This is a genomic window from Mesorhizobium sp. B1-1-1 (assembly GCF_006442955.1).
GTDB lineage: Bacteria > Pseudomonadota > Alphaproteobacteria > Rhizobiales > Rhizobiaceae > Mesorhizobium.
Genome location: NZ_VFWW01000007.1, coordinates 60862 through 83836, shown reverse-complemented (window position 1 = coordinate 83836; position 22975 = coordinate 60862). Strand labels below are relative to the sequence as shown.

General features: G+C 59.5%; 20 protein-coding genes and 1 pseudogene. 20 read left to right on the top strand and 1 reads right to left on the bottom strand.

The window, feature by feature from the left end; all coding sequences use genetic code 11:
• Window positions 1–329: 329 nt before the first annotated feature.
• From FJ986_RS15690 to FJ986_RS15625, 14 genes and pseudogenes are all read left to right on the top strand, one after another.
• The gene (locus FJ986_RS15690; RefSeq protein WP_181168415.1) at window positions 330–1607 is read left to right on the top strand and encodes a sugar transferase; all 1278 of its coding nucleotides are present in this window, start codon (window positions 330–332) and stop codon (window positions 1605–1607) included.
• Between the two features lie 41 nt (window positions 1608–1648).
• The gene (locus FJ986_RS15685) at window positions 1649–2923 is read left to right on the top strand and encodes a nucleotide sugar dehydrogenase (RefSeq protein ID WP_140674944.1); all 1275 of its coding nucleotides are present in this window, start codon (window positions 1649–1651) and stop codon (window positions 2921–2923) included.
• Entirely contained in the window at window positions 2923–3948 is a 1026-nt protein-coding gene (locus FJ986_RS15680) for an NAD-dependent epimerase (RefSeq protein ID WP_140514855.1), read from the top strand. Before FJ986_RS15685 ends, FJ986_RS15680 begins: the two co-directional genes overlap by 1 nt.
• A 103-nt stretch (window positions 3949–4051) precedes the next feature.
• Entirely contained in the window at window positions 4052–4747 is a 696-nt protein-coding gene (locus tag FJ986_RS15675; RefSeq protein WP_181168414.1) for a methyltransferase domain-containing protein, read from the top strand.
• Window positions 4748–4810: 63 nt separating this feature from the next.
• Complete coding sequence (locus FJ986_RS15670; RefSeq protein ID WP_348640447.1) at window positions 4811–6061, top strand: glycosyltransferase; 1251 nt, start codon at window positions 4811–4813, stop codon at window positions 6059–6061.
• Window positions 5943–7193 carry a glycosyltransferase gene (locus tag FJ986_RS30840; protein ID WP_224646759.1) on the top strand — a complete coding sequence of 417 codons (1251 nt, stop codon included), beginning with the start codon at window positions 5943–5945 and terminating at the stop codon, window positions 7191–7193. The genes FJ986_RS15670 and FJ986_RS30840 overlap by 119 nt, the downstream gene beginning before the upstream one ends.
• Before the next feature lie 43 nt (window positions 7194–7236).
• A complete protein-coding gene (locus FJ986_RS15660; protein ID WP_140674938.1) occupies window positions 7237–8481 on the top strand; it encodes a hypothetical protein in 1245 nt (414 codons plus the stop codon).
• Window positions 8474–9361, top strand: a pseudogene (locus tag FJ986_RS31090) (oligosaccharide flippase family protein); the annotation flags it as partial. The gene FJ986_RS15660 and the pseudogene FJ986_RS31090, both read left to right, overlap by 8 nt.
• A gap of 320 nt (window positions 9362–9681) precedes the next feature.
• Window positions 9682–10941, top strand: a complete 1260-nt coding sequence (locus tag FJ986_RS31085) for a glycosyltransferase family 4 protein (RefSeq protein WP_281406979.1) — start codon at window positions 9682–9684, stop codon at window positions 10939–10941.
• 29 nt (window positions 10942–10970) lie between these two features.
• Window positions 10971–12125: a glycosyltransferase family 4 protein gene (locus FJ986_RS15645; protein ID WP_140624473.1), complete on the top strand. Its 1155-nt coding sequence runs from the start codon at window positions 10971–10973 to the stop codon at window positions 12123–12125.
• A 353-nt stretch (window positions 12126–12478) separates the two neighbouring features.
• Window positions 12479–12964: a hypothetical protein gene (locus tag FJ986_RS15640; RefSeq protein ID WP_140494880.1), complete on the top strand. Its 486-nt coding sequence runs from the start codon at window positions 12479–12481 to the stop codon at window positions 12962–12964.
• A gap of 237 nt (window positions 12965–13201) precedes the next feature.
• The gene (locus FJ986_RS15635; protein ID WP_140624474.1) at window positions 13202–13570 is read left to right on the top strand and encodes a hypothetical protein; all 369 of its coding nucleotides are present in this window, start codon (window positions 13202–13204) and stop codon (window positions 13568–13570) included.
• A gap of 21 nt (window positions 13571–13591) precedes the next feature.
• A complete protein-coding gene (locus FJ986_RS15630; protein ID WP_224680325.1) occupies window positions 13592–14482 on the top strand; it encodes a polysaccharide biosynthesis/export family protein in 891 nt (296 codons plus the stop codon).
• A gap of 47 nt (window positions 14483–14529) precedes the next feature.
• Window positions 14530–16908: a polysaccharide biosynthesis tyrosine autokinase gene (locus FJ986_RS15625; protein WP_140674929.1), complete on the top strand. Its 2379-nt coding sequence runs from the start codon at window positions 14530–14532 to the stop codon at window positions 16906–16908.
• On the opposite strand, the gene FJ986_RS30830 is transcribed toward FJ986_RS15625, so the two are convergent.
• Window positions 16892–17167, bottom strand: a complete 276-nt coding sequence (locus FJ986_RS30830) for a hypothetical protein (protein WP_224646749.1) — start codon at window positions 17165–17167, stop codon at window positions 16892–16894. The two genes, FJ986_RS15625 and FJ986_RS30830, sit on opposite strands and share 17 nt — an antisense overlap.
• Window positions 17168–17221: 54 nt before the next feature.
• Here FJ986_RS30830 and FJ986_RS15620 point away from each other — a divergent pair, with 54 nt between their 5' ends.
• The 6 genes from FJ986_RS15620 to rfbD are packed head-to-tail and all read left to right on the top strand — an operon-like array spanning window position 17222 to window position 22939.
• Complete coding sequence (locus tag FJ986_RS15620; RefSeq protein WP_224680324.1) at window positions 17222–18055, top strand: hypothetical protein; 834 nt, start codon at window positions 17222–17224, stop codon at window positions 18053–18055.
• Window positions 18052–19506, top strand: a complete 1455-nt coding sequence (locus FJ986_RS15615) for an O-antigen ligase family protein (RefSeq protein ID WP_140674926.1) — start codon at window positions 18052–18054, stop codon at window positions 19504–19506. The genes FJ986_RS15620 and FJ986_RS15615 overlap by 4 nt, the downstream gene beginning before the upstream one ends.
• A 19-nt stretch (window positions 19507–19525) precedes the next feature.
• Window positions 19526–20407: a glucose-1-phosphate thymidylyltransferase RfbA gene (rfbA, locus tag FJ986_RS15610; protein WP_140514965.1), complete on the top strand. Its 882-nt coding sequence runs from the start codon at window positions 19526–19528 to the stop codon at window positions 20405–20407.
• Entirely contained in the window at window positions 20408–20962 is a 555-nt protein-coding gene (rfbC, locus tag FJ986_RS15605) for a dTDP-4-dehydrorhamnose 3,5-epimerase (RefSeq protein ID WP_140564241.1), read from the top strand.
• Between the two features lie 31 nt (window positions 20963–20993).
• A complete protein-coding gene (gene rfbB, locus FJ986_RS15600; protein ID WP_140564240.1) occupies window positions 20994–22064 on the top strand; it encodes a dTDP-glucose 4,6-dehydratase in 1071 nt (356 codons plus the stop codon).
• Complete coding sequence (gene rfbD, locus FJ986_RS15595) at window positions 22061–22939, top strand: dTDP-4-dehydrorhamnose reductase (RefSeq protein WP_140674923.1); 879 nt, start codon at window positions 22061–22063, stop codon at window positions 22937–22939. Before rfbB ends, rfbD begins: the two co-directional genes overlap by 4 nt.
• Window positions 22940–22975 lie beyond the last annotated feature (36 nt).

The window sequence follows — 22975 nt, the reverse complement described above, 5'->3', positions numbered from 1 at the left end:
TCGTGCCCAAGCAGTCAGCCAGTCACCAGTGATACGAACATCCATTTACCTTCATGCGTCCAGACATTCTCGACGGCCGGCAGTAAGCCTATCTATTAGCGATAGCTTTTGAACCGCATTCAGCGATGCGATTGATCAAAAAATCCTGCCGGTTGCTACAGTGTAAATAGATACTTGCTGGTATCGTTACAGTGTCGTAGCTCTTGATCTTCGACTGAGTCGAACAGCCAGTAGCGAGAGGCCTGATTCCGCTTTGCGAATGAACGGCCAAGCCAAGCGCATTATTGCAATGGCAATCGCCGACATGGCAGCTTCGAGGGGGGAAGAAGTTGAATGTCGCAACATCAACTCTTGTCGGAAGCCGGCACTTCCTGTTCAAAATTCGCTTTCAACTTATTGGCGGACTGACGTTCGCGATCGTCGCGCCGGCCCTCATCCGGATCGCCTTCAAACCCGATGCGGTCTACGTCGCCAATCTCCAGGTAACCGTCGCTGCCGCGGTCATTGCGCATGTAGCAGGCTTCCTTGCCTATCGGCGTATCGGGAATTTCCCCGGCGTGGCCGCTGCCAGCTACATCCTGCCGACGTTTGTGCTGTCCTACGGGCTTGTTTTCCTGACTATTTTCTTTTTTCGTTTCGAGTACAGCCGGTTTCAGGCGGCTGCCAGCTTCACCCAGTCCACGCTCTGGTATTTTGGCCTGAGCATCATAACGCGGCATCTCGAACCGTACCGGCTGGTCGTCATTCCCGGCGGGAACGTAGAGCGCCTAAGGACACTGCCGGGAGTGCATTGGTTCTGGATCACTTCGCCTGGCACCGTCATCGAACGGGCGAATGGCGTGGTTGTCGATCTGCGGGCCGACCTTGACGCCGAATGGGAACGATACATCGCGGACCGGGCTCTTTCGGGCACGCCGGTCTACCACGTCAAGCAGGTCAGCGAGTCGCTGACCGGCCGCGTCGAGATCGAACACCTGTCGGAAAACACGCTCGGCTCGCTCAATCCGAACCAGGCCTATCTCAAGATCAAGCAGGCAATCGACTGGATCTCCGCGCTTGTCATGGTCGTGGCTCTTTCACCTTTCGTGGTGCTGATCGCGCTGCTGATCCGGCTGGACTCGGAGGGCCCGGTGCTGTTTCGCCAGCCCCGCATTGGCTACAGGGGCCGGATCTACACGGTCTACAAGTTTCGCTCGATGAGGCAGCAAGCCGGCATTGGCAGCGACAAGGACAAGGCGATCACGAAACGTGACGACGATCGCATCACCCGGATAGGGCGTTTTTTACGCAAGTTCAGGATCGACGAGCTGCCGCAGGCCATCAACATCCTGCGCGGCGAAATGAGCTGGATCGGGCCACGGCCCGAGGCTGTCGTCCTGTCGCACTGGTATGAGGCGGAATTGCCGTTCTATCGCTACCGGCACATCGTCAGGCCAGGTGTGAGCGGGTGGGCGCAAGTAAACCAGGGGCATGTTGCGGCGGTCGACGATGTGATGGAGAAATTACACTACGATTTTTACTACATAAAGAACTTCTCGCCTTGGCTTGATGTTCTCATCACCCTCAGAACCATCAAGACGATGATTACCGGCCATGGTGCGCGATAGCGGAGGCCGTGGCTGATTAAGGCTTGCCGGACAGGAAGCAAATGGACCTCGGCTCCAGGAAAATAGCTGTCATCGGGCTTGGCTATGTGGGTTTGCCGCTGGCGGTGGCCCTCGGAGCGATCAGGGACGTCGTCGGCTTCGACATCAGCCAATCGCGCGTGGATGCGCTGAGGCGTGGCGAAGATCACACGCTTGAGGCCAGCAGAGATGAAATCGGCGCCGCCACGCGGCTGCGGTTCACCAGCGACAAGGCCGATCTGCGGGATTGCGGAGTTTTCATCGTCACTGTCCCCACTCCGATCGACAGGGCCAACCGGCCGGACCTGAAGCCCCTTGTCATGGCGTCCGCCACGGTCGGCGAGGTGATCTCCCCCGGTGCGGTGGTAATCTTTGAATCGACCGTCTATCCCGGCTGTACGCAAGAGGTGTGTGCGCCGCTGATCGAGAAACATTCCGGTCTGCGCTACAACGAAGACTTCTTCCTGGGCTACAGTCCTGAGCGCATCAACCCCGGCGACCGCGAGCACCGGCTGCAGACGATCGTCAAGGTCACCAGCGGCTCCACGCCGGAGGTGGCGGACGCTATCGACGCGCTCTATGCCTCGATCGTTCCCGCCGGCACGCACCGTGCCTCGAGCATCGCGGTCGCCGAGGCAGCCAAGGTCATCGAGAACACGCAACGCGATCTCAATATCGCCTTGATGAACGAATTGTCGCTGATCTTCGGCAAACTGGGCATCGACACATCGGAGGTGCTGGAAGCGGCCGGCACCAAATGGAATTTCCTGCGCTTCAGCCCTGGTCTCGTCGGCGGCCACTGCATAGGCGTCGATCCCTATTATCTGACCCACAAGGCTCAAGAACTCGGCTATCATCCTGAGGTGATTCTTGCCGGTCGCCGCATCAACGACGGCATGGGCCGGCATGCAGCGGACCAGACGGCCCGCCTTATGATGCGCAAGGGCATACCTGTCGTTGGCAGCCGGATTCTGGTCATGGGCGCGGCCTTCAAGGAAAACTGTCCGGACCTGAGAAACTCCAAGGTCGCCGACATTGTCGCGCAGCTGAGGCAGTACAATGCCGGCATCGATATCTGGGATCCTTGGGTTGATGCGCAGGAATGCGCGCGCGCCTTTGGCGTAACGAGCGTTAAAGAGATGCCCGCCGCGCGTTACGATGGCGTTGTCGTCGCCGTGGGGCACGGGCAGTTTCACACCCTGGGCGTTGCCGGTCTTCGGGCGCTTTGCAAGGACCCTAGCGTCGTCTACGACATCAAGGGTCTGTTCCCCAGGGATGTTACGGACGGGCGGTTCTGATGAAGGTTCTGGTCACCGGCGCTGCCGGCTTCATAGGCTATCACGTCGCCAGGCGGCTGCTCGAACGCGGCGACGAGGTCGTCGGCATAGACAGCATCAACGACTACTATGATCCGCAGATCAAGCAGGCGCGGCTGCGGCTTCTGGCCGAAGCAAGCCGCAACACCAATGCGGGCTACCATTTCATCCACGGTAATCTCGCAGAGCGAAACGTGGTGGACGGCTGCTTTGCCGATCACGCCTTCGACAGGGTGATCCATCTCGCCGCCCAGGCCGGCGTCCGCTACAGCCTTGAAAACCCGCACGCCTATGTCGAGAGCAACATTATCGCCTACGCCAACATGCTGGAGGCCTGCCGCAATAGCCGTGTCGGCCACCTGACCTATGCCAGCACGTCGAGCGTCTATGGCGCCAATACCGACATGCCGTTTTCCGAGCATCGCCCGGCGGATCATCCGCTGCAGTTCTACGCCGCAACCAAGCGCGCCAACGAGCTGATGGCGCACAGCTACAGCCACCTGTTCGGGCTGCCGACCACGGGCTTGCGTTTCTTCACAGTGTACGGCCCTTGGGGACGTCCCGACATGGCGCTGTTCCTGTTCACCAGGAACATCCTGGCCGGCGAGCCGATCAAGCTGTTCAACAACGGCAATCATACACGCGACTTCACCTATGTCGAAGATATCGCCGAAGGCGTGATCCGCACCAGCGACAGCCCCGCCGCGGCTAACCCCGCCTGGGATTCCGGTCATCCGGATCCTGCGACGAGCAGCGCGCCTTGGCGCATTTTCAACATCGGCAACAACAACCCGGTGAAGCTGACCGCCTATGTCGAGGCGCTTGAAAACGCGCTTGGCCGCAAGGCCATCGTGGAGCTCTTGCCGCTGCAGGCCGGCGACGTGCCTGACACTTTCGCCGATACTTCGGCGCTGCAGGCGGCGGTCGGCTATCGTCCCGGCACGTCCGTGACGGAGGGCGTCGGGCGGTTCGTCGAATGGTACCAGGCCTATTTTGAGCGGAGGTAGGGGGAGGTCACGTCTTGTCCACGAAATCGATGACGGGATAGCGTCTTTGCTGCGGGGTTTTGTTCGCACGAACGTGGCGGTCTCAGAGTGTCTGGACCGAGCCTTGCCGCTACGGCTGCGCGTGGATGGCAACCACGCCTTTGCTGCGGAAATCGCACCGGTGCTCTTTACACCTAACGCACTGGTCTATGATCTGGGCGGAGGAGCAAGGCCGCTTGTAAGCCTAGCCGAGAAGCGTCGTCTGGGGCTGGTTGTCGTCGGAGTGGACCGCGATGCCAAGGAACTGTCGAAGGCTCCGGGCGAGATCTATGACGAGCGGATCGAGGCGGACCTTACTTCGTTCAGGGGGAAGGGAGATGCCGATCTGGTCATATGCCAGGCCACTCTGGAGCACGTCCGCGACGGCGAAGGCGCATTTCGCGGCATTGCCAGCTGCGTAAGGCCGGGCGGCACGGTCGCCATTTTCTCGCCTTCACGCAACGCCGTTTTCGCCAGGCTCAATCGGGTCTTGCCCGAGGCGATCAAGCGTCGCCTGCTGTTTGCGGTCTATCCGGACAAGGGCAGGGGGCACGACGGCTTCCCAGCCTTCTATGACAGATGCCTGCCGAGCGAGGTGGAAAGGATCGCAGCGCAAAATGGCCTGGAGCTTGTCCAGCGTCATCTGTTCTGGAGGAGTTCATACTTCTATGCTTTCGTGCCGGCCTTCCTTGTCTGGCGCCTCTGGCTAGGTCTCTCGGCTCTTCTCATCGGGAAGGATGCGGCTGAAACCTACGCCTATGTCTTTCGGCGAAGACATTGATCACCCGAAGATATTCTCCGCTTTCGTGGACCCGAGTGCGACGGCTGTCTCCCCGGTATCCGGGTGGAGCATCGCTCATCGCGCACGGTCAGGCGCAAGCAAAAAAGCTTTCGCCGTGACCGGCCAGGAAAGGTGGCGAACCGAGTGACGTGCACGCGCCAAGACAAGAGATCACCAGGCAGCCCAGACGCTCGGATTGCTATCTTCATTCCCTCTCTTCGTGCTGGCGGCACCGAGCGGGCAATGCTCACCCTGGCCAGCGAATTTGGCCGGCGCGGCTTGCCGATCGATCTGGTGCTTGGGTGTGCGACGGGCGAGTATCTCGCTTTGGTTCCGAAGACGATAAGGATACAGGACCTCCGAGCCTCGCGGTTGCTGTTTTCCGTGTTGGGCTTGATCCGGTATTTGAGGCGGGAGCAGCCGCGGGTGATGCTGACGGCGTTACCCCATGCAAATATCGTTGGCATCATCTCGTCCATGCTGTCGCTGCGCCGGATACCGATCGTGATATCCGAAAGGAGCAATCTTTCCAGGACCGTCGCGGATACGAAGCTGGTTCGTGAGAAGTTTCTGCCATTTCTCATGCGGCTGACCTATGGTCGTGCCAGCACGATCATCACTGTATCGCATGGCGTCGCGGAAGACCTGATCCAGAGCATCGGGGTCCACCGGAGTTCCGTCAAAACGATCTACAATCCGCTGGACATCAAACATGTTGAAGAGCAGGCGGATGAACCGCTCGATCACCCCTTCGCGGTCGAGGATGGCAGGATCTTGCTGGTGGCCGTTGGGCGGCTTGATTTCGCAAAAGACCATGCCACGCTCATAAGCAGCTTCGCGCGGATTGCGAGGAAGAGACCCGTCAAATTGGCCATTGTCGGGGAAGGACCGCTGCGGGGATCGCTTCAAACCCTGATCGACGAACTCGAGCTGAATTCTTCGGTCGCTCTGGTCGGCTTTTCGAAGAATCCGTATCCGTGGATGCGGCGGGCAGCGTTGTTTCTTCAATCCTCCCGCAGGGAGGGATTTCCAAACACGATCATCGAAGCAATGGCTTGCGGGACCAACGTGGTGAGCACCAACTGCGAAAGCGGTCCGGCCGAGATACTCGAGGACGGCAAGTGGGGGCGTCTCGCCGCGGTCGGAGATGCCCAGGGTTTTGCGGCAGAAGTGATGGCCGCCCTTGATGAAGCTGATCCTCCAGACGTCAGGCGTCGGGCGCGGGATTTCAGTGTCGAAAAGGTGGCCGACGCCTACCTGCTCGCGATGGGTGTCGATCCCACGAACGCCGTGGGGAAGGAGCGGTCGTATTAAGATCCTGCACGTCATCACCGGACTTGAGAACGGCGGCGCCGAGGCAGCGCTATACCGCCTGTGCACGGCCGAGCGCAGCCATTCCCATTTTGTCGTTTCGCTTTCGGGTGACGGAAAATATGGCCCGTTGCTTCGCGCGGCCAAAATACCGCTCGCCTGCCTGGCGATGCCAAAGGGAAGGTTGAGTCTCAAGGGGCTCGCCTCGCTCAGGCGCGTGTTCTCGACCTATCGGCCGGACGTGGTTCAGTGCTGGATGTATCACGCCAACCTCGTCGGAGGCGTCCTGGCGCGGCTTGGCGGCATCAGCCCGGTTCTTTGGGGGATGCACAATTGCGGACTGGATCCGCGGGCGGCCTCCTTTACGACCAGGACAGTGGACAGGATATGCGCTCTCATATCCGGTATCATCCCGGCTCGGATTGTCAGTTGCTCGCAAAATGCATCGCGGTGCCACATCCATGCAGGATATTCGAGCTCGAACTGGACGATCATACCGAATGGCTACGATCTGGCCGTGTTCGAGCCGGACGACCGGGCGCGCGCGCGGCTCCGTCGGGATTGGTCGATAGGTGATGGCCAGTTCGTGATCGGAAACGTCGCTCGCTGGCATCCCGACAAGGACCACCAGAATCTCTTCGCTGCCCTGTCCAGGCTGTCGATGCACAAGAGCCTTCCCTTCAAATGTGTTCTTGCCGGCCCGGGTATGACGGCTGAAAACACTGCGCTTGCCGTGCTGTTGGAGCGCTACGATGTTCGCCACAAGGTGAAGCTTCTTGGGCCGAGCGACGACATTGCCGGTTTGATGAATGCATTCGACATTCATGTGCTGGCCTCCAGCAGCGAAGCCTTTCCGAACGTGGTTGCTGAGGCGATGGCATGCGGCACGCCATGCGTGGCAACGGACGTCGGGGACATCGCGATGCTTGTCGGCAACACGGGATTGATCGTTCCGCCGCGGAACCCTGACGCGTTATCGCGTTCCATCGAGATTATGGTTTCGGAAATTCAGGATACCCGGTCTTGGGCGAGCAGGCGGCAAGCATGTCGCGACCGCATCGCTGCGGATTTCTCGCTTGAGCGGATGGCGCACTCGTATGGCTTGCTGTGGGAGAAATCGTCCCTGGGCCGCTAAGGGGTGAGAACAATACGAATATTCAGATGGCGATGGAACGAAAGTGAAGCACCTCAAACGAGATTATTTTGTTTCGCCATTTGCGCTCACGCCGCAAATGTTGTTGCTTTTGTCGAGCTTGGTCTACTTTGTGCCATTCGTCACCGGGAGATTTCAGTATGTTGATGTCAGCAGAAGGAAGTATGATTTCATATATCACGCGGGCACTGGATATGCCATTGCGCTTTCTCTTTCTTGCATTGCTGCCGCGATGCTGGTCTTCATGCCAAGGCGTCAAGATTTCGAAGTCGAAGGCGACGTTCGGGGGGAGTCGATCGTAATAATTGTGATGCTGGTGGTGTTCGGTGGGATTTCGATAGCAAATCCGGCACTTTTTTCGGCCGCAAAGGCCGATGTTTTGTCATCTACCGGGCGGATCCAGTATGTATTTTACAACAGCTGCATCATCGGCATGGTGTTCGGAGCCCTGTCGGGGTGGAAGAAATCCAGGCTGGTCATCATCTTGAGCTGCCTGGGACTGATGCTTACGCTCTATATCGGGCATCGCTCTTCGGTTGCCATCGCGATTTTAGCTTGTTTGTACATAAGGTACAGGAACATTTCCCTGCTTTTGATCAGGAAAAGATACATAATTGGAGGAATTGGCGCATTCTTTTTTCTTGCAGTGTACAAGGCAGTATATGCAGCAATAAAAGCAGGAAATTTTGAACTTGTAGGTCAGAAAATACAATTCGACCAATTGTCCGATTCCGCTCTCGTGGGGCTGGAGCAGTTCGTGACATTGGCTCACCTGGATCTGGTCGTGAAATATGACTACACCTTGCCGTGCTCGAATCTTTGGCTGGTGCCTCTTTCTCTGTTTCCGTTCTCGGATACGGTCTTTGGCAAGGACGGATGCACCTACAACGAGCAGGTTCAGCCGTTCCTATTTCCGGGTTACAGTGGTGGCGTCGCTGCAAACATCTGGGCGGAGTTCTTTGCCAATTTCGGGTATGCCGGATTTCCGCTGCTCGTTGTCATTCTGTCGCTCGTGTGTGTTGCCGTCGAGGCGATAATCCGCAATGTGCGCAGCGCGACGCTCAAGGCCGGGCTGATCGTGGCCATCGTCCATCTCACATTCTACATCCAGCGCAAGGAGCTGCTTGGCGCCTTCATCTCCGCCAAGCGAGCCGTTCTCGTTGCGCTTTTCATTTTTGGCTTGGTTTATGTGCACCGGAAGTGTTTTCCACCGGCCTCCGCCGAGGTGATGCCGCAGGGGGCGCGGGCCTTGCGCCGAGACAATGGCTGAGGACGTGACGGCGGTCGCCAAGCCTTCCGGATGGATGCGCGCGCGGCGGATTGCCCGCGACGTTACGTTTACGACGTCCGCAAGCGGAGTGGCCGCGTTGTGCTCCATCCTTGCACTGGCGCTCAACGCACGGTCGCTGGGTCCGGGGAATTTTGGCACACTCGCCGTAATTCAGGCCTATGTGGCGTTCGTTTCCGGCCTATGCACGTTCGAGAGCTGGCAGCTAGTGATCAGGCTGTGCGCGAGGTCGCCTTTGCGTCTGGGACCGGCGGCATCTTGCGGAATTGCCCTCGATGTTTCAGCCGCCCTTCTCGCCACGGTCCTGGCGATAGGCGGGATCTTGCTGTTTGGAGAAGCTGTTGGCGTGTCGCGGGATAATCGCCTTCTGGCGATTATCTACAGCCTCACCTTGTTGGCGAGTCTTTCGGGTACGCCGAAAGGTGTGCTTCGGCTGAACGGCCGGTACGACGTCATTGCCGGCAATCAACTCATGCAAGGGGTTGCCGTGGTGGTTGCCTCTCTCGTCCTTTGGATCCTCGATACCTCATTGCCGGCTTATGTAATCGTGCTGGCAGCGGTCGGCGCATTCTACAACCTGACGCTGTTCGTACGCCTGCTTCTCTATGCCGGGCGGGAAGATATCGAATTGTTCAACCCGCTCCGTTCCCGGTCCAAACGCCGTTTCTTCTGGGCATTTCTTGCCATGGCCACGGGGACGAGTCTGCTCTCGACAATGATAAGTGCCAGGCGGCATCTCGCATTGTTCCTTGTCGCGGGCCTGCTGGGAGAGGTCGCCGCGGGCTCTTATTCGCTCGCATCGCGCCTGGCGACGATGGTTTCCCGGCTGACCGGTCCCTTGAACCAGGTGATCTTTCCCGAAATCGCGAAACTGTCGAAGCAAGAGCCTTCTTCTCGTCTATACCGCTTGAACGCCCGCATCACCGTGGTTTCGGCATGCGCCGCCGCCGGCATGGCGGTTGGGGGGGTGTTGCTGGAAAACCCCATCGTCCTTCTGGCTGGCGGTTCGGCCTACGCCGAAGCTTCGCTGCTCTTTGCCATTTTGTTCGCTTCAGAATGCTTCGGCCTGGCTGGAATGCATCTCAATCCGTTGATCCAGGTCCTGGCGGGGACGAAGCCGCTTTTGAAAATCACGGCGCTGGCGATCGCCATCTATGTTCCGCTTTGCCTGGCTTTGTCCGGATGGATCGGAATTTCAGGCATCGCCTGGGCCGGCTTGCTCGTATCGGCGGTGGTCTACGCGGCGATGATAGTGGTTTCGCATCTATTGTTGAAAAGGCGAATCCGCCTGGCGGAAGATATCTGAAGGCGGATGTTTTGAGATACTTGTTTTGCCTGCCAAGATACCACACCAATGCGGTACCCTGGGTTCGCATTCTGACTTCGGCGGGGCACCATGTTGCGGTCGACGTAGTCGAAACGAGCGTCACCGAGAATCACGCTCTTGTTTCTCCCAACGTGATGGCTCCATCCGCGCTGTCCCGGATGATCATGCGTCGGCGCTCGAGCAACATTCCGAATTCGCCTTTTTCCTTTCCCGGCGTCTTTTCCTACTGGAAGCGTTTGCAGGCCGAAGACCCCGACGTGGTGATCATCCGCGGAGTGACGCGATGGTTTTGCAGGGTCGCGGCACTCTGTTCAATTCTGCAAGGGCGCAGGCTGGTCATCTACGACCAGGAGGACGCCAAGCCCAGCGCATGGAGTGGCACATGGGTTCGAAGAGCCGTCTTTCATGGCCTAGGCATCCCGCATTTCACCTCACGGCTTTCGCCAAATCTTGGCCCGGCCAAGCTCGGCGATGCCATGTCCCTGCCATTCGGGAGCCCTTTCGAGCCGGCCCGGACTGAAGGCCTGGAAAGCAGGCCATTGCAGTGGCCGCCTCGAATCCTGATGGTGGCAAAATACCGGGAGCGCAAGGGGCACAGTTTGCTTCTGAGGGCGTTGTCCGCGATTTCATCCATGCCCTTCTCCCTGACATTCTGCGGCGAGGAGGCAACGAACGCCGACACGGCTTTCTGTCAGGCCTTGCGGCGCGAGGCTCAGGCGCTTGGCGTGGCGGACAGGCTTCGGTTTCAAAACAACATTGCGCATGACGACATGATCTCGGTCTTCTCCGTTCATGATCTCTTGATACTGCCCTCGCGGGCTGAACCCGCGGCGGTGTCTCCCATCGAGGCGGCCTGGGCGGGATGTGCCGTGCTGATGTCGCGAGACAGCGGCACGAGGTACTACATGCCCGAGGGGGCCGCTTTCGATTTCAACCCCGACGATCCGCAAGACATCGCACGCGCGGTCGCGAGGCTGATCGCTCGGCCACAGGATCTGGGGCCTGCAAGGGACGCCTGCTTCGCCCGCATCTCATCGCTCGCCAGTGACGACGAGATCTTGCGGCTGTTCGAGACCTTTGGGCCGGGCAGGGCACGACTGCATACAAGACAGTGAGCGAAACGGCATTGGGGGAGGCGGGGACGATGCTTGGGATCGGAAGAAAGATAATCATCTCCATCAACACGTCCTGGAATGTCGTCAATTTCCGCAAAGGCCTCATCGAGGCGCTGCAAGGGCGGGGCTATGAAGTGGTGGTTGCGGCGCCCAGGGACGAGTATTCGCGCCTGATCCCGCCGATGGGCTGCCGGTATGTCGAAATCGAGATGGATAATTCCGGCACCTCGCCGTTTCGCGACATGGTGCTTCTGTGGCGCTACTGGCGCCTGCTGCGCCGCGAGAGGCCGCTGGCGTTTGTCGGCTTCACCATCAAGCCCAACGTGTTCGGATCGCTGGCGGCAAACCTCAATGGCATCCCGGTCATAAACAATGTTTCAGGGCTCGGCACGGTTTTCGTCCGTGGCGGCCTTCTCCAGAAAATTGCCAAGGTCCTGTACCGGCTGGCGCTGGCCCGTTCGAAAATAGTCTTCTTTCAGAATGACGACGACAGGATGCTGTTCGTCAGCGAGCGCCTGGTCCGCAAGGAACTGACCGCGCTGCTGCCGGGCTCCGGGGTCGACCTTATTCGCTTCTCTCCGGCGCCCCGCCAAAGCCAATCGTCCGGCGCGATCGTCTTTCTGCTGGTGGCCAGGCTTCTCTGGGACAAGGGCGTGGGCGAGTTCGTCGAGGCAGCTCGTCAGATGCGCCGCAACATGCCTGGCGCGCACTTCCAGCTTCTTGGATTCCTCGATGTCGAGAACCGCACAGCGGTCAGCCGTGCGCAGGTCGAGCGATGGGCAGGCGAAGGCCTGGTCGAGTATCTCGGAACCACCGACGACGTCCGTCCCTTCCTGGACGCGGCCGATTGCGTCGTCTTGCCCTCCTACAGGGAAGGAACGCCGCGCTCGCTGCTGGAAGCAGCCGCGATGGGCAAGCCGCTGATCGCGTCAGATGTGCCCGGCTGCAGGGAGGTGGTGGACCACGGCGTCAACGGCCTGCTGTGCAAGGTGAAAGACGCAGGCGACCTGGCAAGCAAGATGCTCGAATTCGCAACGATGGACGCCGCATCCAGGAACAGGATGGGCATGGAGAGCCGAAGCAAAGTGGAGCGGCAGTTTTCGGAACGGATCGTCATAGAGTGCTACATGACGCAGATAGGGAAGCTCAATGCCTCGCCAGGCGATGAACCGGCCGGCGTGTAGTTGAACGCGGTTGAAGTTCGAGCCGAGGAGATCAGGCATTCAAGCAGGCGCTAAGCTTGTCTTGCTGCATTGCAGATCGGGACTCGGCTTTCGAGGGGGCTCGGCTTTGATCAAGTTGGGCTCGGTGTAATCAGGATGAAAAGGGAACCGTAATTTCTCTTTGGAGGGCCAGACATCCATCGCCGACAGCTCGGGATTATTTATACGTAATTGCTAAAATGGCGCGTTGTTCAGGTCAAACTTCTCCGCATCGTGCGACACGGGTTGGAATTGTGGCAAAAAAATGTTAGGCGCTGATGTCACCACCTTTTGATCTGGCATATCCGGGATGATTTGAAGGAAAGGCGAAACGGATGAATGTCATCATTAGAACCGCAGTGAGCGCGTTGGTTGCCGCGAGCGGTTTCACTTCGGTTTCATCTTTCGCCCAGGACGTATCCTGCAGCTGCGCTGCCGCCTATCGCGGCCCGGCGAGTGCGATTGGATCCATTCGTTCCGCCGATGGCGACGTGATGGTCTCGCAGTCGGTCGGCTATGGTCCTGCAAAGGCGGGGAGCACTCTCGGCCTTGGCAGTCGGGTGGTAGTCGGTACCAAGGGTTCGGCATCCGTACTTGTTGGCGGCTGCAACATGAATGTACCGGCGAATTCCAGTCTGGATGTTTCACGCGTGGGCGGCAACATCTGTCTGAAACTCGTGGGTTCAGAACGGACGGCGGCCATCCAGCCGTCCGGTGGCACAAGTGGGTTTGGCCTGCCCGAAGGGATTTTCGCCGGTGCGCTTGTCACCAGCGGTGTGTTGGCGGCGACGCAGGATGACGACAAAGCGGTCAGTCGCTGAGGGGCGGACCACCATGAGTGCTGGTGAGTTCTTTGAGTGTTGTTGATCGAAGGGGTGCGTAAGCGATTCGTTCCGGGGGCGGGTCGTTGATTCGAAAGGGGGGTAGAAATGACCGGGCGTCATCGGGTTGGGATTGTTTTCGCTTTTGTCGCGCTCGCCGGGGGAGGTGCCTTGTTTGCAGCGTCCGATGCTGTTGCCCAGTCGGCACAGGCATGTTCGTGTCTGGCCGCTGCGCCCGTGTCTGGCATTGTCGGCCAGTTCACCCAAGTCCAGGGTGATGTGCAGATGTCGCAGGCCGGCGGTTACGCCGGGGTGGACGCGGGAGCGCCGATCTATCCAGGCGCGCGCATCATGACCGGGCCGCAAGCATCGGCTTCCTTGGCCATCGGCGCCAATTGCGCGCTTGATGTTCCGGCCAACGCGACCGTCAGCATCGATCCAGTGCAAGACGGTATGTGCGTCTCGCTTGATGCGCAGCAGGCTGCCATCGGACCTGCCAATTCCGGACCTGGCATTTTGCCGGTGCTGTTGGGCGCCGGCGCGGTTGGTGGCGGCGCCGCACTGGCTATTGGACTACAGGATGACGACGACGCAGTCAGCCGCTAGCCAAGGTCTGGTCTCGCCGGTTTGCGCAAGCTCGGGCGCGATAGTGCAGAACCAGTTGCTCACGCCATCGGAAAAAAGCCGGGCCAGCTGTGCGGGCCATTTCGATGGACTGCCCAAGCTGTTCAAAAGTGGGGCTCTGTGATGGGCATTCTCGATCTTGAGGGAACTGGCGCGGGAATGCCGGCACTGCTTGTATTGCTCGCCCTCTCTGCTTGCGCGAGCAGTTCATCATCGTCCACGAGCTCTGTCGATGCGCTGCAGCCGACATCGTCCTCAACGGCGCTTGCCGGGGGCGGCGCGCTACGGATGGTGACGGATCTGCCGGCACCGCAGAATACACAAAACGGCAGCGAGCAGCCGCTGTCTGCCAACGATGTACTCGAAGTCAGCGTATTCCAGGTCGACAACCTGAACAGGACGGTTCAGGTGGATGCCGGCGGCCAGATTTCCCTTCCGCTTATCGGGACGATGACAGCGGCCGGCAAGACGGTCCGCCAGCTCGAAAAGGATATCGAGACCGCCTATGGCGCAAAATATCTGCAATCGCCGGATGTGACGATTTTCGTCAAGGAATCGATAGGCCAGCGCATCACGGTCGACGGCGAGGTCAACAGGGCCGGCATCTATCCGGTGTCCAGCAGCGCCTCCTTGCTGGATGCGATCGCCCTTGCCGGAGGCTTCAACGCCATCGGCGATGCCGGCAAGGTCTTCGTCTACCGCAATGTCGGTCAAAACAAGCTGGTCGCAAACTACAATGTCGAGGAAATCCGCGCCGGCAAGAATCGCAACCCGCGTATCTATGGCGGCGACGTGGTCGTGGTTTTCGCTTCGAAGTCGAAAATCGCAATGAACAATTTGAAGGATGCCCTGGGCCTCGCGTCGAGCGCGGCCCGAATTGCGGTCATTCCGTAAGGGAGGCCTGGCCGGCCAGGGTACGGACAACCAGGATCACCTCGCGCATGCTCGATCGCAACAGGCAGTCCCAAATCGCCGGTCCTCGACATGACCAGGCTTTATCCGCGGACCTCTATTATGACGGGGCGCAGAATTATAGTCCTTACGGTCGAGACTATGCCGCTCACGACGAGAGATTCAATCCGCTCAAGCTGCTTTTCTATGTCGTGCAATATCGCTGGCTGATCGTCATGATGGCGGTGGCTGGCCTAGTTGCCGGTATCATAGTGACAATGATGCAGACGCCGAAATATCAGGCAACGACGCAGCTGGAAGTCCTGGTCCCTTCGGCAAAGGTTTTTCAGGACATCGAAGTGGTTTCCGAAAACAGCGACTTACGCGCGTTTCTGACTGCTCGCGAGAAACTGAAGAGCCGGGCGCTGGCCCAGCGCGTCGTGTTTCAGCTGGGGCTCTCCGAAAAACCGGATTTCCTGTTCCCAACCCCGAGCTTCTCGCTCAGCAACATCTTCTACCGTGCATTTGGAATTTCCAAATCGCCTTCGATCCAGGAAAAGACCCCCGAAGAGCGAGAGGCAATGGCGATCAAGCGCGTTCTGAAGGATCTGACGGTCAACCTTGTGACCAACACCAGCTTGCTGTCGATCACCTTCGTCGACCAGAAGCCCAGATACGCAAGTGACGTCGCCAACCAGGTCGCGCAGAGCTTTATCGATCAACGTCTCGACCAGACCAGCGAGACGTCGGATCTGGCGAGACAGTTCATCCAGGAACAGGTCCTGCAGGTCAAGCAGAAGCTGCAGAAGTCTGAGGAGGAACTGGTCGCCTATGCGAAGGATGCCGGCATCACCGTCACCGGCGACGACAAATCGCTGATCGGATCGAACATCGAGGCGCTGAACACAGCGCTCGCCACCGCTATCCAGGATCGTCTTGATGCCGGTCGTGTCGTGGACCAGATAGACAAAGGGCGGGGCTCCAGCCTGTCGCCGGTCCTGGAGAGTGATGGCTTGCAAAAGCTCAGCGAAAAACTCGCTGACCTCAAGAGCCAATACCAGCAGAAACTGAGCATCCTGAAGCCAGGCTTTCCGGAGATGCAGCAGCTCCAGTCGCAGATCAAGGAGCTGACGCGGCTCTATAACAACGGCGTCCTGGCGATAACCGATTCGCTGCGCCTGAAGTACCAGGAAGCGCAGAACAAGGAAGCCGACCTCAAATCCAAGCTCGCCGAGATGGAAAAGCAGCAGGTTGTCTTCAATGACAAGAATATAAAATACACCATCCTCAAGCGCGAGGTCGATTCCAACCGGTCGCAATATGATAGCCTCATCACCAAGCTGAATGAAGTAGGCGTCAGCTCCGAGCTCAAGACGCAAAGCGCAGCCATCGTCGATTTCGCGACCCTGCCCGTAAGTCCCTATTCTCCGCGCCTGATCATCAATCTGGCGATCGCGCTAGCGCTGTTCATGGCTCTCACTGCATCGATCATCTACATCATCGAGTTGCTGAACAACACCTTCACCAACCCCGAGCAGGTCGAAAGGGAGCTGGGGCTGGCCATGCTCGGTATCCTGCCGCTCGTCGATGACCGCGAACTGACGGCCAGCATCGCCGACCAGAAGTCCGGGCTATCGGAAGCTTATCGTTCGCTGCGAACGTCGCTGCAATTCTCCGGCGCGGAGGGCGCGCCGCGTTCGCTGCTGGTGACCAGCTCCGAGCCTTCCGAAGGCAAGTCGACGACCTCGTTCAAGCTCGGCCAGGATTTTGCCGCCCTCGGTGCGAAGGTCTTGCTTATCGACGGCGATCTGCGCAAACCGAATCTTCATCGGCTGTTCGGTCTCGACAACACGATCGGGTTGAGCAATCTCCTGACGAATACCGTGCGCAAGGAAGATGTGGCGGGCATATTCAGGACGACCAAATATCCCAACGTGACCGTGCTGACGTCCGGAACGATCCCGCCCAACCCTGCGGATCTGCTTTCATCGCCGAAGATGGCGCTGATCGTCACCAATCTCGGCAAGCGTTTCGATCTCGTCATCATCGACGCTCCGCCGATCGTCGGCCTGTCCGATGCGCCCATTCTCAGCCGGCTTGCCGAGGGCACACTGGTGGTCATTTCCACGAACCAGGTGACGCGCAAGGCGGCCAAGACGGCGCTGAAACGCCTGCGCGCAGCCGGAGCGAACGTGATCGGGGCGGCAATGTCGAAATTCGCGGTGAACAAGTTCGACTACAACTACGCCTATAAATACATGAACTACCAATATTACGAACATGGCGCGGGCACGCCGAAGATTGAGGGCAAAGTCGATGACGGAGCAGGCCAGCCCTCTCATGCAAAATCTCCTGCGTTCAAGCGTTTGGTTCGTCGCCTCCGTTCTGGTGTTGATGGCTTCGTCGATCGGGCTAAGTCGGCTCCTTGAGGAGGGAACGCCGAGCGTGTCTCTGGCACTGGACCCGCTGAACGCAGATGCCTTGATAGACGAAATTGCCGGCGAGCTGAACGAAACGAGCGTCGATCTCGGCGCCTTGGCCGCCAAGGCCAAGAATGCGCTTCGCTTCAATGTCGCGGACGCCCGTCTCTACAGCCTGATCGGTGAGATCAGATATCGGCAAGGCGAACAGGCCCAGGCTTTCGAACTTTTCGACCAGGCGCGAAAACTGTCCAAGACTGAAATCCATGCGCTGCAGAGGTCCATCGATCGCTCGATCGCGGCAGGCGATCTGGCGAGGGCCGTGGGCGAGATCGACACCTTGCTGCGCCGGTGGCCAGACCAGTTTTCGGCCATCGCCCCAGGCTGGCCTGCCATCCTTTCCAATTCCGACGGCTATCAGGCCGTGCTGGCAGCCCTGGAGGCAGAGGCGCCGTGGCGTGGTAAGCTTTTTCTCGCCCTTGGCCAGAACCCGCAAAGCCTGGGACCTGCAAACCAGCTGCTGCTCGATCTCGGGCGCACGGGTGCGCCGCCGACATCCAGCGAATTGTCCGCCGTTATCACCGGTTACATCAAGCAGAAGGACTATGGCCCGGCCTATCGGCTGTTTCTTTTCAGCCTGTCCGATCGGGAGCGGAAGCTGGGCGGCTATATCTTCAATGGCGGCTTCGAGCCGCTCTTCAGCGGCAAGCCGTTCGACTGGGTGATACACGACCGATCTGGGCTGGAGATCACCTTTGCCGGATCGCAGGGCGCGGGTGAAAGTGAAAGCGACAGCGGGGCGACGGTTCGATTTCTAAACACGCCGGTCAAGAACGCTGCGCTTCAGCAATATGTCGAATTGCCCCCCGGTTCTTACCGGATGTCCATGACCGTGTCCGCGACAAATCTCAAACTGCCAAAGCAGCTGTTCTGGTCCGTCAGATGCGCGGACCCGTCAAGCGAGGTAGCGCGCTTCAACATACCGGAAGGTACATTCAACCGGCGAAGCCTGAGCCTGGATTTCACCGTCGGACCGGCTGCGTGTCCGATACAGTTGCTGAGGCTGGAAACAGCCGCAATTGCCGAGAGCTGGCGGTTTCGATACGTCGGCACGCTGGTCATGCACAGATTGAGCATCGAGAGGGTGTCGTCGTGAGAGCACGGTCACGGCAGCCCGGGCAGTGGGACAAATACCTGCTTGGGTCGGTTCTTTTCCTGTCCCTGCTGATTGGCGGCGGCACCGCGAGCGGCCTCTACACCGAAACGCTGATCGAGATCGCGGCGATTCTCTCGGCCGCGGCCATCTTGTCGCGGCCCAGCGGACAAACAATTCCCCGGGCGATCTTGTGGCTGATTGCTCTCGGCCTAGCCGTGTTCTGCTTCCAGATCGTTCCGCTGCCCGGGGCCTTGCTGGACGGCTTGCGGCCCGAGGTGCTGCTTGTCAGACCCTGGCTGGATGGTGAAACGCAATCGCGCTTCGTCAGCGTCGGCGTCGGGCGCACGATCGAGTGCATGTTGTATTTCGCCGCCGCCGCGGCATTTTTCCTCGGCGTCACCCGCCTGCGCACCGAGGAGGTCTACGGCCTTGTTCCCTTCTTTTTCATGGGCGTCATCTGCAATGGCCTGGCCGCAGCGATCCAGTATTCGCTCTCCGATACCGTCGCCATAGGAGGATTGCTGCCGTTTACGATCAATGCGGGCCTGTTTGCCAATCAAAATCACTTTTCGGCCTTGCTCTTCGTCTCCATCCCATTCGTGGTCTATTATGGCTTGTTCCGTGGACATTTTCTGTCCGGATCGCTTGGGCTGACGATGCTCTTGCTGCTTCTTCTGGCAGCCGGCTCGCGCGCCGGCATTCTGATCGGACTGGTGATCACCGCGATATCAGTTGTCTTCCTGTCCGCTCGCTCAAGGGCGGGCGGATATGGCATTCTTGCGGTTTTCATCGGGCTTTCCGTCTACACGATCGGCGCATGGGCGAAGATCGATGCGAAAGTGGTCGATCCGGCTTTCGGCAGGGCGGAGTTTGCTCGCACCACGATCGATGGAATGAAAGAGAACTGGGTGACTGGCGTTGGTTTCGGCAGCTTTCCGAAGGTCTATCAGATATACGAAAAAGCCGGAATGATTTTCAGAACTTATGTAAATCATGCCCACAATGACTACCTCGAATTGGCACTTGAGGGCGGCATACCGGTCGTTTTGTTAATGATTGTGTATGCCATATTGCTTTTCGCCTCGTCGGTCCGGATTCGCCGGGAGCCGTTACAGAAGGCTGCATTTCTGTCGGTGTCGTTTTTGCTCGTTCACTCTCTTGTCGACTATCCCTTGCGAACCGCAGCACTCGCGATGACGTTTGCCTATTTGAATGCGATCGTCTTTCACAAGGGTTTTGCCGAGCGGCTGAACCAAAGGCGCGAGATGGGCGAGATAGGCCATCACGATGAAGACGATCTGCTTGTCCCGGCCAGGACCTCGGGCCCGGCAAGGCAAGGGCGGTTGGCGGGGGCCGGGGACACTCGCTCGGCCCCTTCGTCGGGCACCAGATTGACAAGCCACGGCATGAAACCTAAGCACGGGCGGCTTGTGTCAGGGGAGGGGACTTAGGCATGTCAAGGAGAGTTTCTTGAAAGGAATTATCCTTGCTGGGGGCAGTGGAACGCGCCTTTATCCGCTAACGTTGGCGGTCTCCAAGCAAATCCTCCCGGTATACGACAAACCGATGATCTATTACCCGCTGAGCGTTTTGATGCTTGCGGGGATTCGAGAGATTCTGGTCATATCCACGCCGCGGGACCTGCCGGTTTTCCGCGAGCTGTTGGGCGATGGATCGGAATTCGGGCTTGAGTTGTCCTACGCCGAGCAGCCGCAGCCCAACGGGCTTGCGGAAGCGTTCATTATCGGCCGCGATTTCATCGGCGCGGACAGCGTTTCGATGATACTGGGCGACAACATCTATTTTGGCGACGGATTGTCCAAGCTTTGCCGCACCGCGGCATCGCGCGAAAGCGGCGCTTCGGTGTTCGCCTACCATGTCGAGGATCCGGAGCGCTATGGCGTGGTGTCCTTCGACAAGACCACTGGAACCGCGCTCACGATTGAGGAAAAACCACAGAAGCCGAAATCCAACTGGGCCGTCACCGGCCTTTATTTCTACGACAACCAGGTTGTCGATATCGCCTCAAGGATTCGGCCCTCGGCTCGAGGCGAGCTCGAAATCACGGCGGTCAACAATGCCTACCTCGAGCGTGGCCAGTTGCAGGTGCATAGGTTGGGGCGCGGTTATGCCTGGCTCGATACCGGCACTCATGACAGCCTGGACGATGCTTCTTCGTTCGTGCGTACAATCGAACGTCGCCAAGGCATCAAGGTCGCCTGTCCGGAGGAAATCGCCTTCGAACAGGGCTGGCTGCGGGCTGACGAAGTGTTGCAGCGCGCAACCCGATTGGGAAAAAATGAATATGCCGCCTATCTGCGCCGCCGGGTGGTCGAGTTGTCGGAGGACTAGATGCTGGAGGTGAGACCCCTTGGCATCGAAGGTCTGCTCGAAATCATTCCGAAGCGGCACGGCGATGCCCGTGGCTACTTCACCGAAACCTGGAACGCCGCACGCTTCGCCGAGGCCGGCCTCGAACTCGCCTTCGTCCAGGACAATCACTCCTATTCCGCCGCGGCCGGTGTCGTCAGGGGGCTGCACTATCAGTTGCCGCCACGCGCCCAGGACAAGCTGCTGCGCGTTGTCAGAGGCAGTGTCCTTGATGTCGCGGTCGATATCCGCCGCTCCTTGCCGACATTCGGAAAATGGGTTGCCCTCGAGGTCTCGGCCGAGAAGGGCAACCAGATCCTGGTGCCCAAGGGCTTCGCCCACGGCTTCATGACGCTCGTGCCCGATACCGAGGTGCTGTACAAGGTGACCGACACCTATTCGCCCGAACACGACCGCTCGATCCGTTTCGATGATCCGGCCATCGGCATCGAATGGCCGCCGCCGGCCGGCGGGTTTCAGCTTTCTGACAAGGACCTCAAGGCGCCGCTGCTCGCCGCCGCCGAGGTGTTTGCCTGATGAACATTGCCAGATGCGCGGGGATAGCGGCATGAATTTTCTGGTGACGGGCGGGGCCGGCTTCATCGGTTCGGCGGTGTGCCGGCATCTGTGCGCCAACCCGGCCTACCGGGTGACCAATCTCGACAAGCTGACCTATGCCGGCAATCTGGCCTCGCTGCGGCCGATCGAAAATGCACGAAATTACAGCTTCGCCCAGGCCGACATCTGCGACGAGCGGGCGGTGCTCGACATATTGCGCCGCGGCGATATCGACATCGTCATGAACCTCGCCGCCGAGAGCCATGTCGACCGCTCGATCGATGGGCCGGGCGCCTTCATCGAGACCAACATCGTCGGCACCTACCGGATCCTCAATGCAGCGCTGGAATACTGGCGCGGCCTTTCCGACGACAGGAAGGGCCGTTTCCGCTTCCATCACGTCTCGACCGACGAGGTGTTCGGTGACCTGCCCTTCGATGGCGGCATGTTCGTGGAAGAGACGCCTTACGCGCCGTCCTCGCCCTATTCCGCCTCCAAAGCGGCCTCCGACCATCTGGTGCGCGCCTGGCACGAGACCTATGGCCTGCCGGTGGTGCTGTCCAATTGTTCGAACAATTACGGGCCCTACCATTTTCCCGAAAAGCTGATCCCGCTGGTCATCCTCAACGCGCTCGACGAGAAGCCGCTGCCGGTCTACGGCGCCGGCGCCAATGTGCGTGACTGGCTGTTCGTCGAGGACCATGCGCGCGCGCTGGAACTGATCGCCACCAAGGGGCAGCCGGGCGAGAGCTACAATGTCGGCGGCAATTCGGAACGCACCAATCTGGGTGTCGTCGAGACGATCTGCGATCTGCTCGACGCCAGGCGCCCCCGGGCCGCCGGCAAAAGCTATCGCGACCTGATCTCTTTCGTCACCGACCGTCCCGGCCATGATCGCCGCTACGCCATCGACGCGTCCAAGATCGGCCGCGAGCTCGGCTGGACGCCGAGGGAGAATTTCGACAGCGGCCTGGCAAGGACGGTCGACTGGTACCTGGACAACAAATGGTGGTGGGGACCGATCCGCGAACAGCGCTATGCCGGCGAAAGACTGGGCGAAGCGCGCAAGGAGGCGGTGTGAGGCTCGTTGTCACCGGACGCGAGGGCCAGGTTGCGGCAAGCCTTCTGGAGGCTGGGCGCGAAGACGTCAAGGTCATCGCCATCGGCCGGCCGCAACTCGACCTCGCGCGGCGCGGGACTGTGATCGAGGCCATCACCGCCGCTAAGCCCGATATCGTCGTGTCGGCCGCCGCCTACACGGCGGTGGACCAGGCCGAGGACGAACCCGAGCTCGCCTTTGCGGTGAACGCCGCCGGCGCCGGCGAGGTGGCGCAGGCGGCGGCTCGGCTCGGCGTGCCCGTCATCCATCTGTCGACCGACTATGTCTTCGACGGCACCAAGGACGGTCCCTATCTGGAAACCGACGCGACCGCGCCGATTGGCGTCTACGGCGCCTCCAAGCTTGCCGGCGAACAGGCGGTGGCATCAGCCAATTCGCGCCACCTGATCTTGCGCACGGCGTGGGTCTACAGCCCGTTCGGCAAGAATTTCGCCAAAACCATGCTGAGGCTGGCCAGCGACCGCGACGAGATACCGGTTGTGGCCGACCAATGGGGAAATCCCACTTCCGCGCTTGATATCGCTGACGCGATCCTGCATGCGGCAGCACGGCTGCACCGCAACGAGGATTTCGCCGCGTGGGGCATCTATCATCTGGCCGGCACGGGCGAGACCAACTGGAGCGGCTTCGCCCGCCATATCCTGGACATAAGCGGTGGGCTCGGTGGCCCCTCCGCGCGGGTGCGCGATATTGCTGCGACGGACTATCCGACCAAGGCGCGCCGCCCCGTCAATTCCCGGCTGTCGAGCGCGAAGTTTGCCTCCGTGTTTGGATGGAGTGCGCCGGTACTGCGGAAATCGGCGCGAGAGGTGGTCCGTCGTCTCCTGAGCAGGTGACCTGACGGGGATTTGACTGCATCAACAACCAACAAA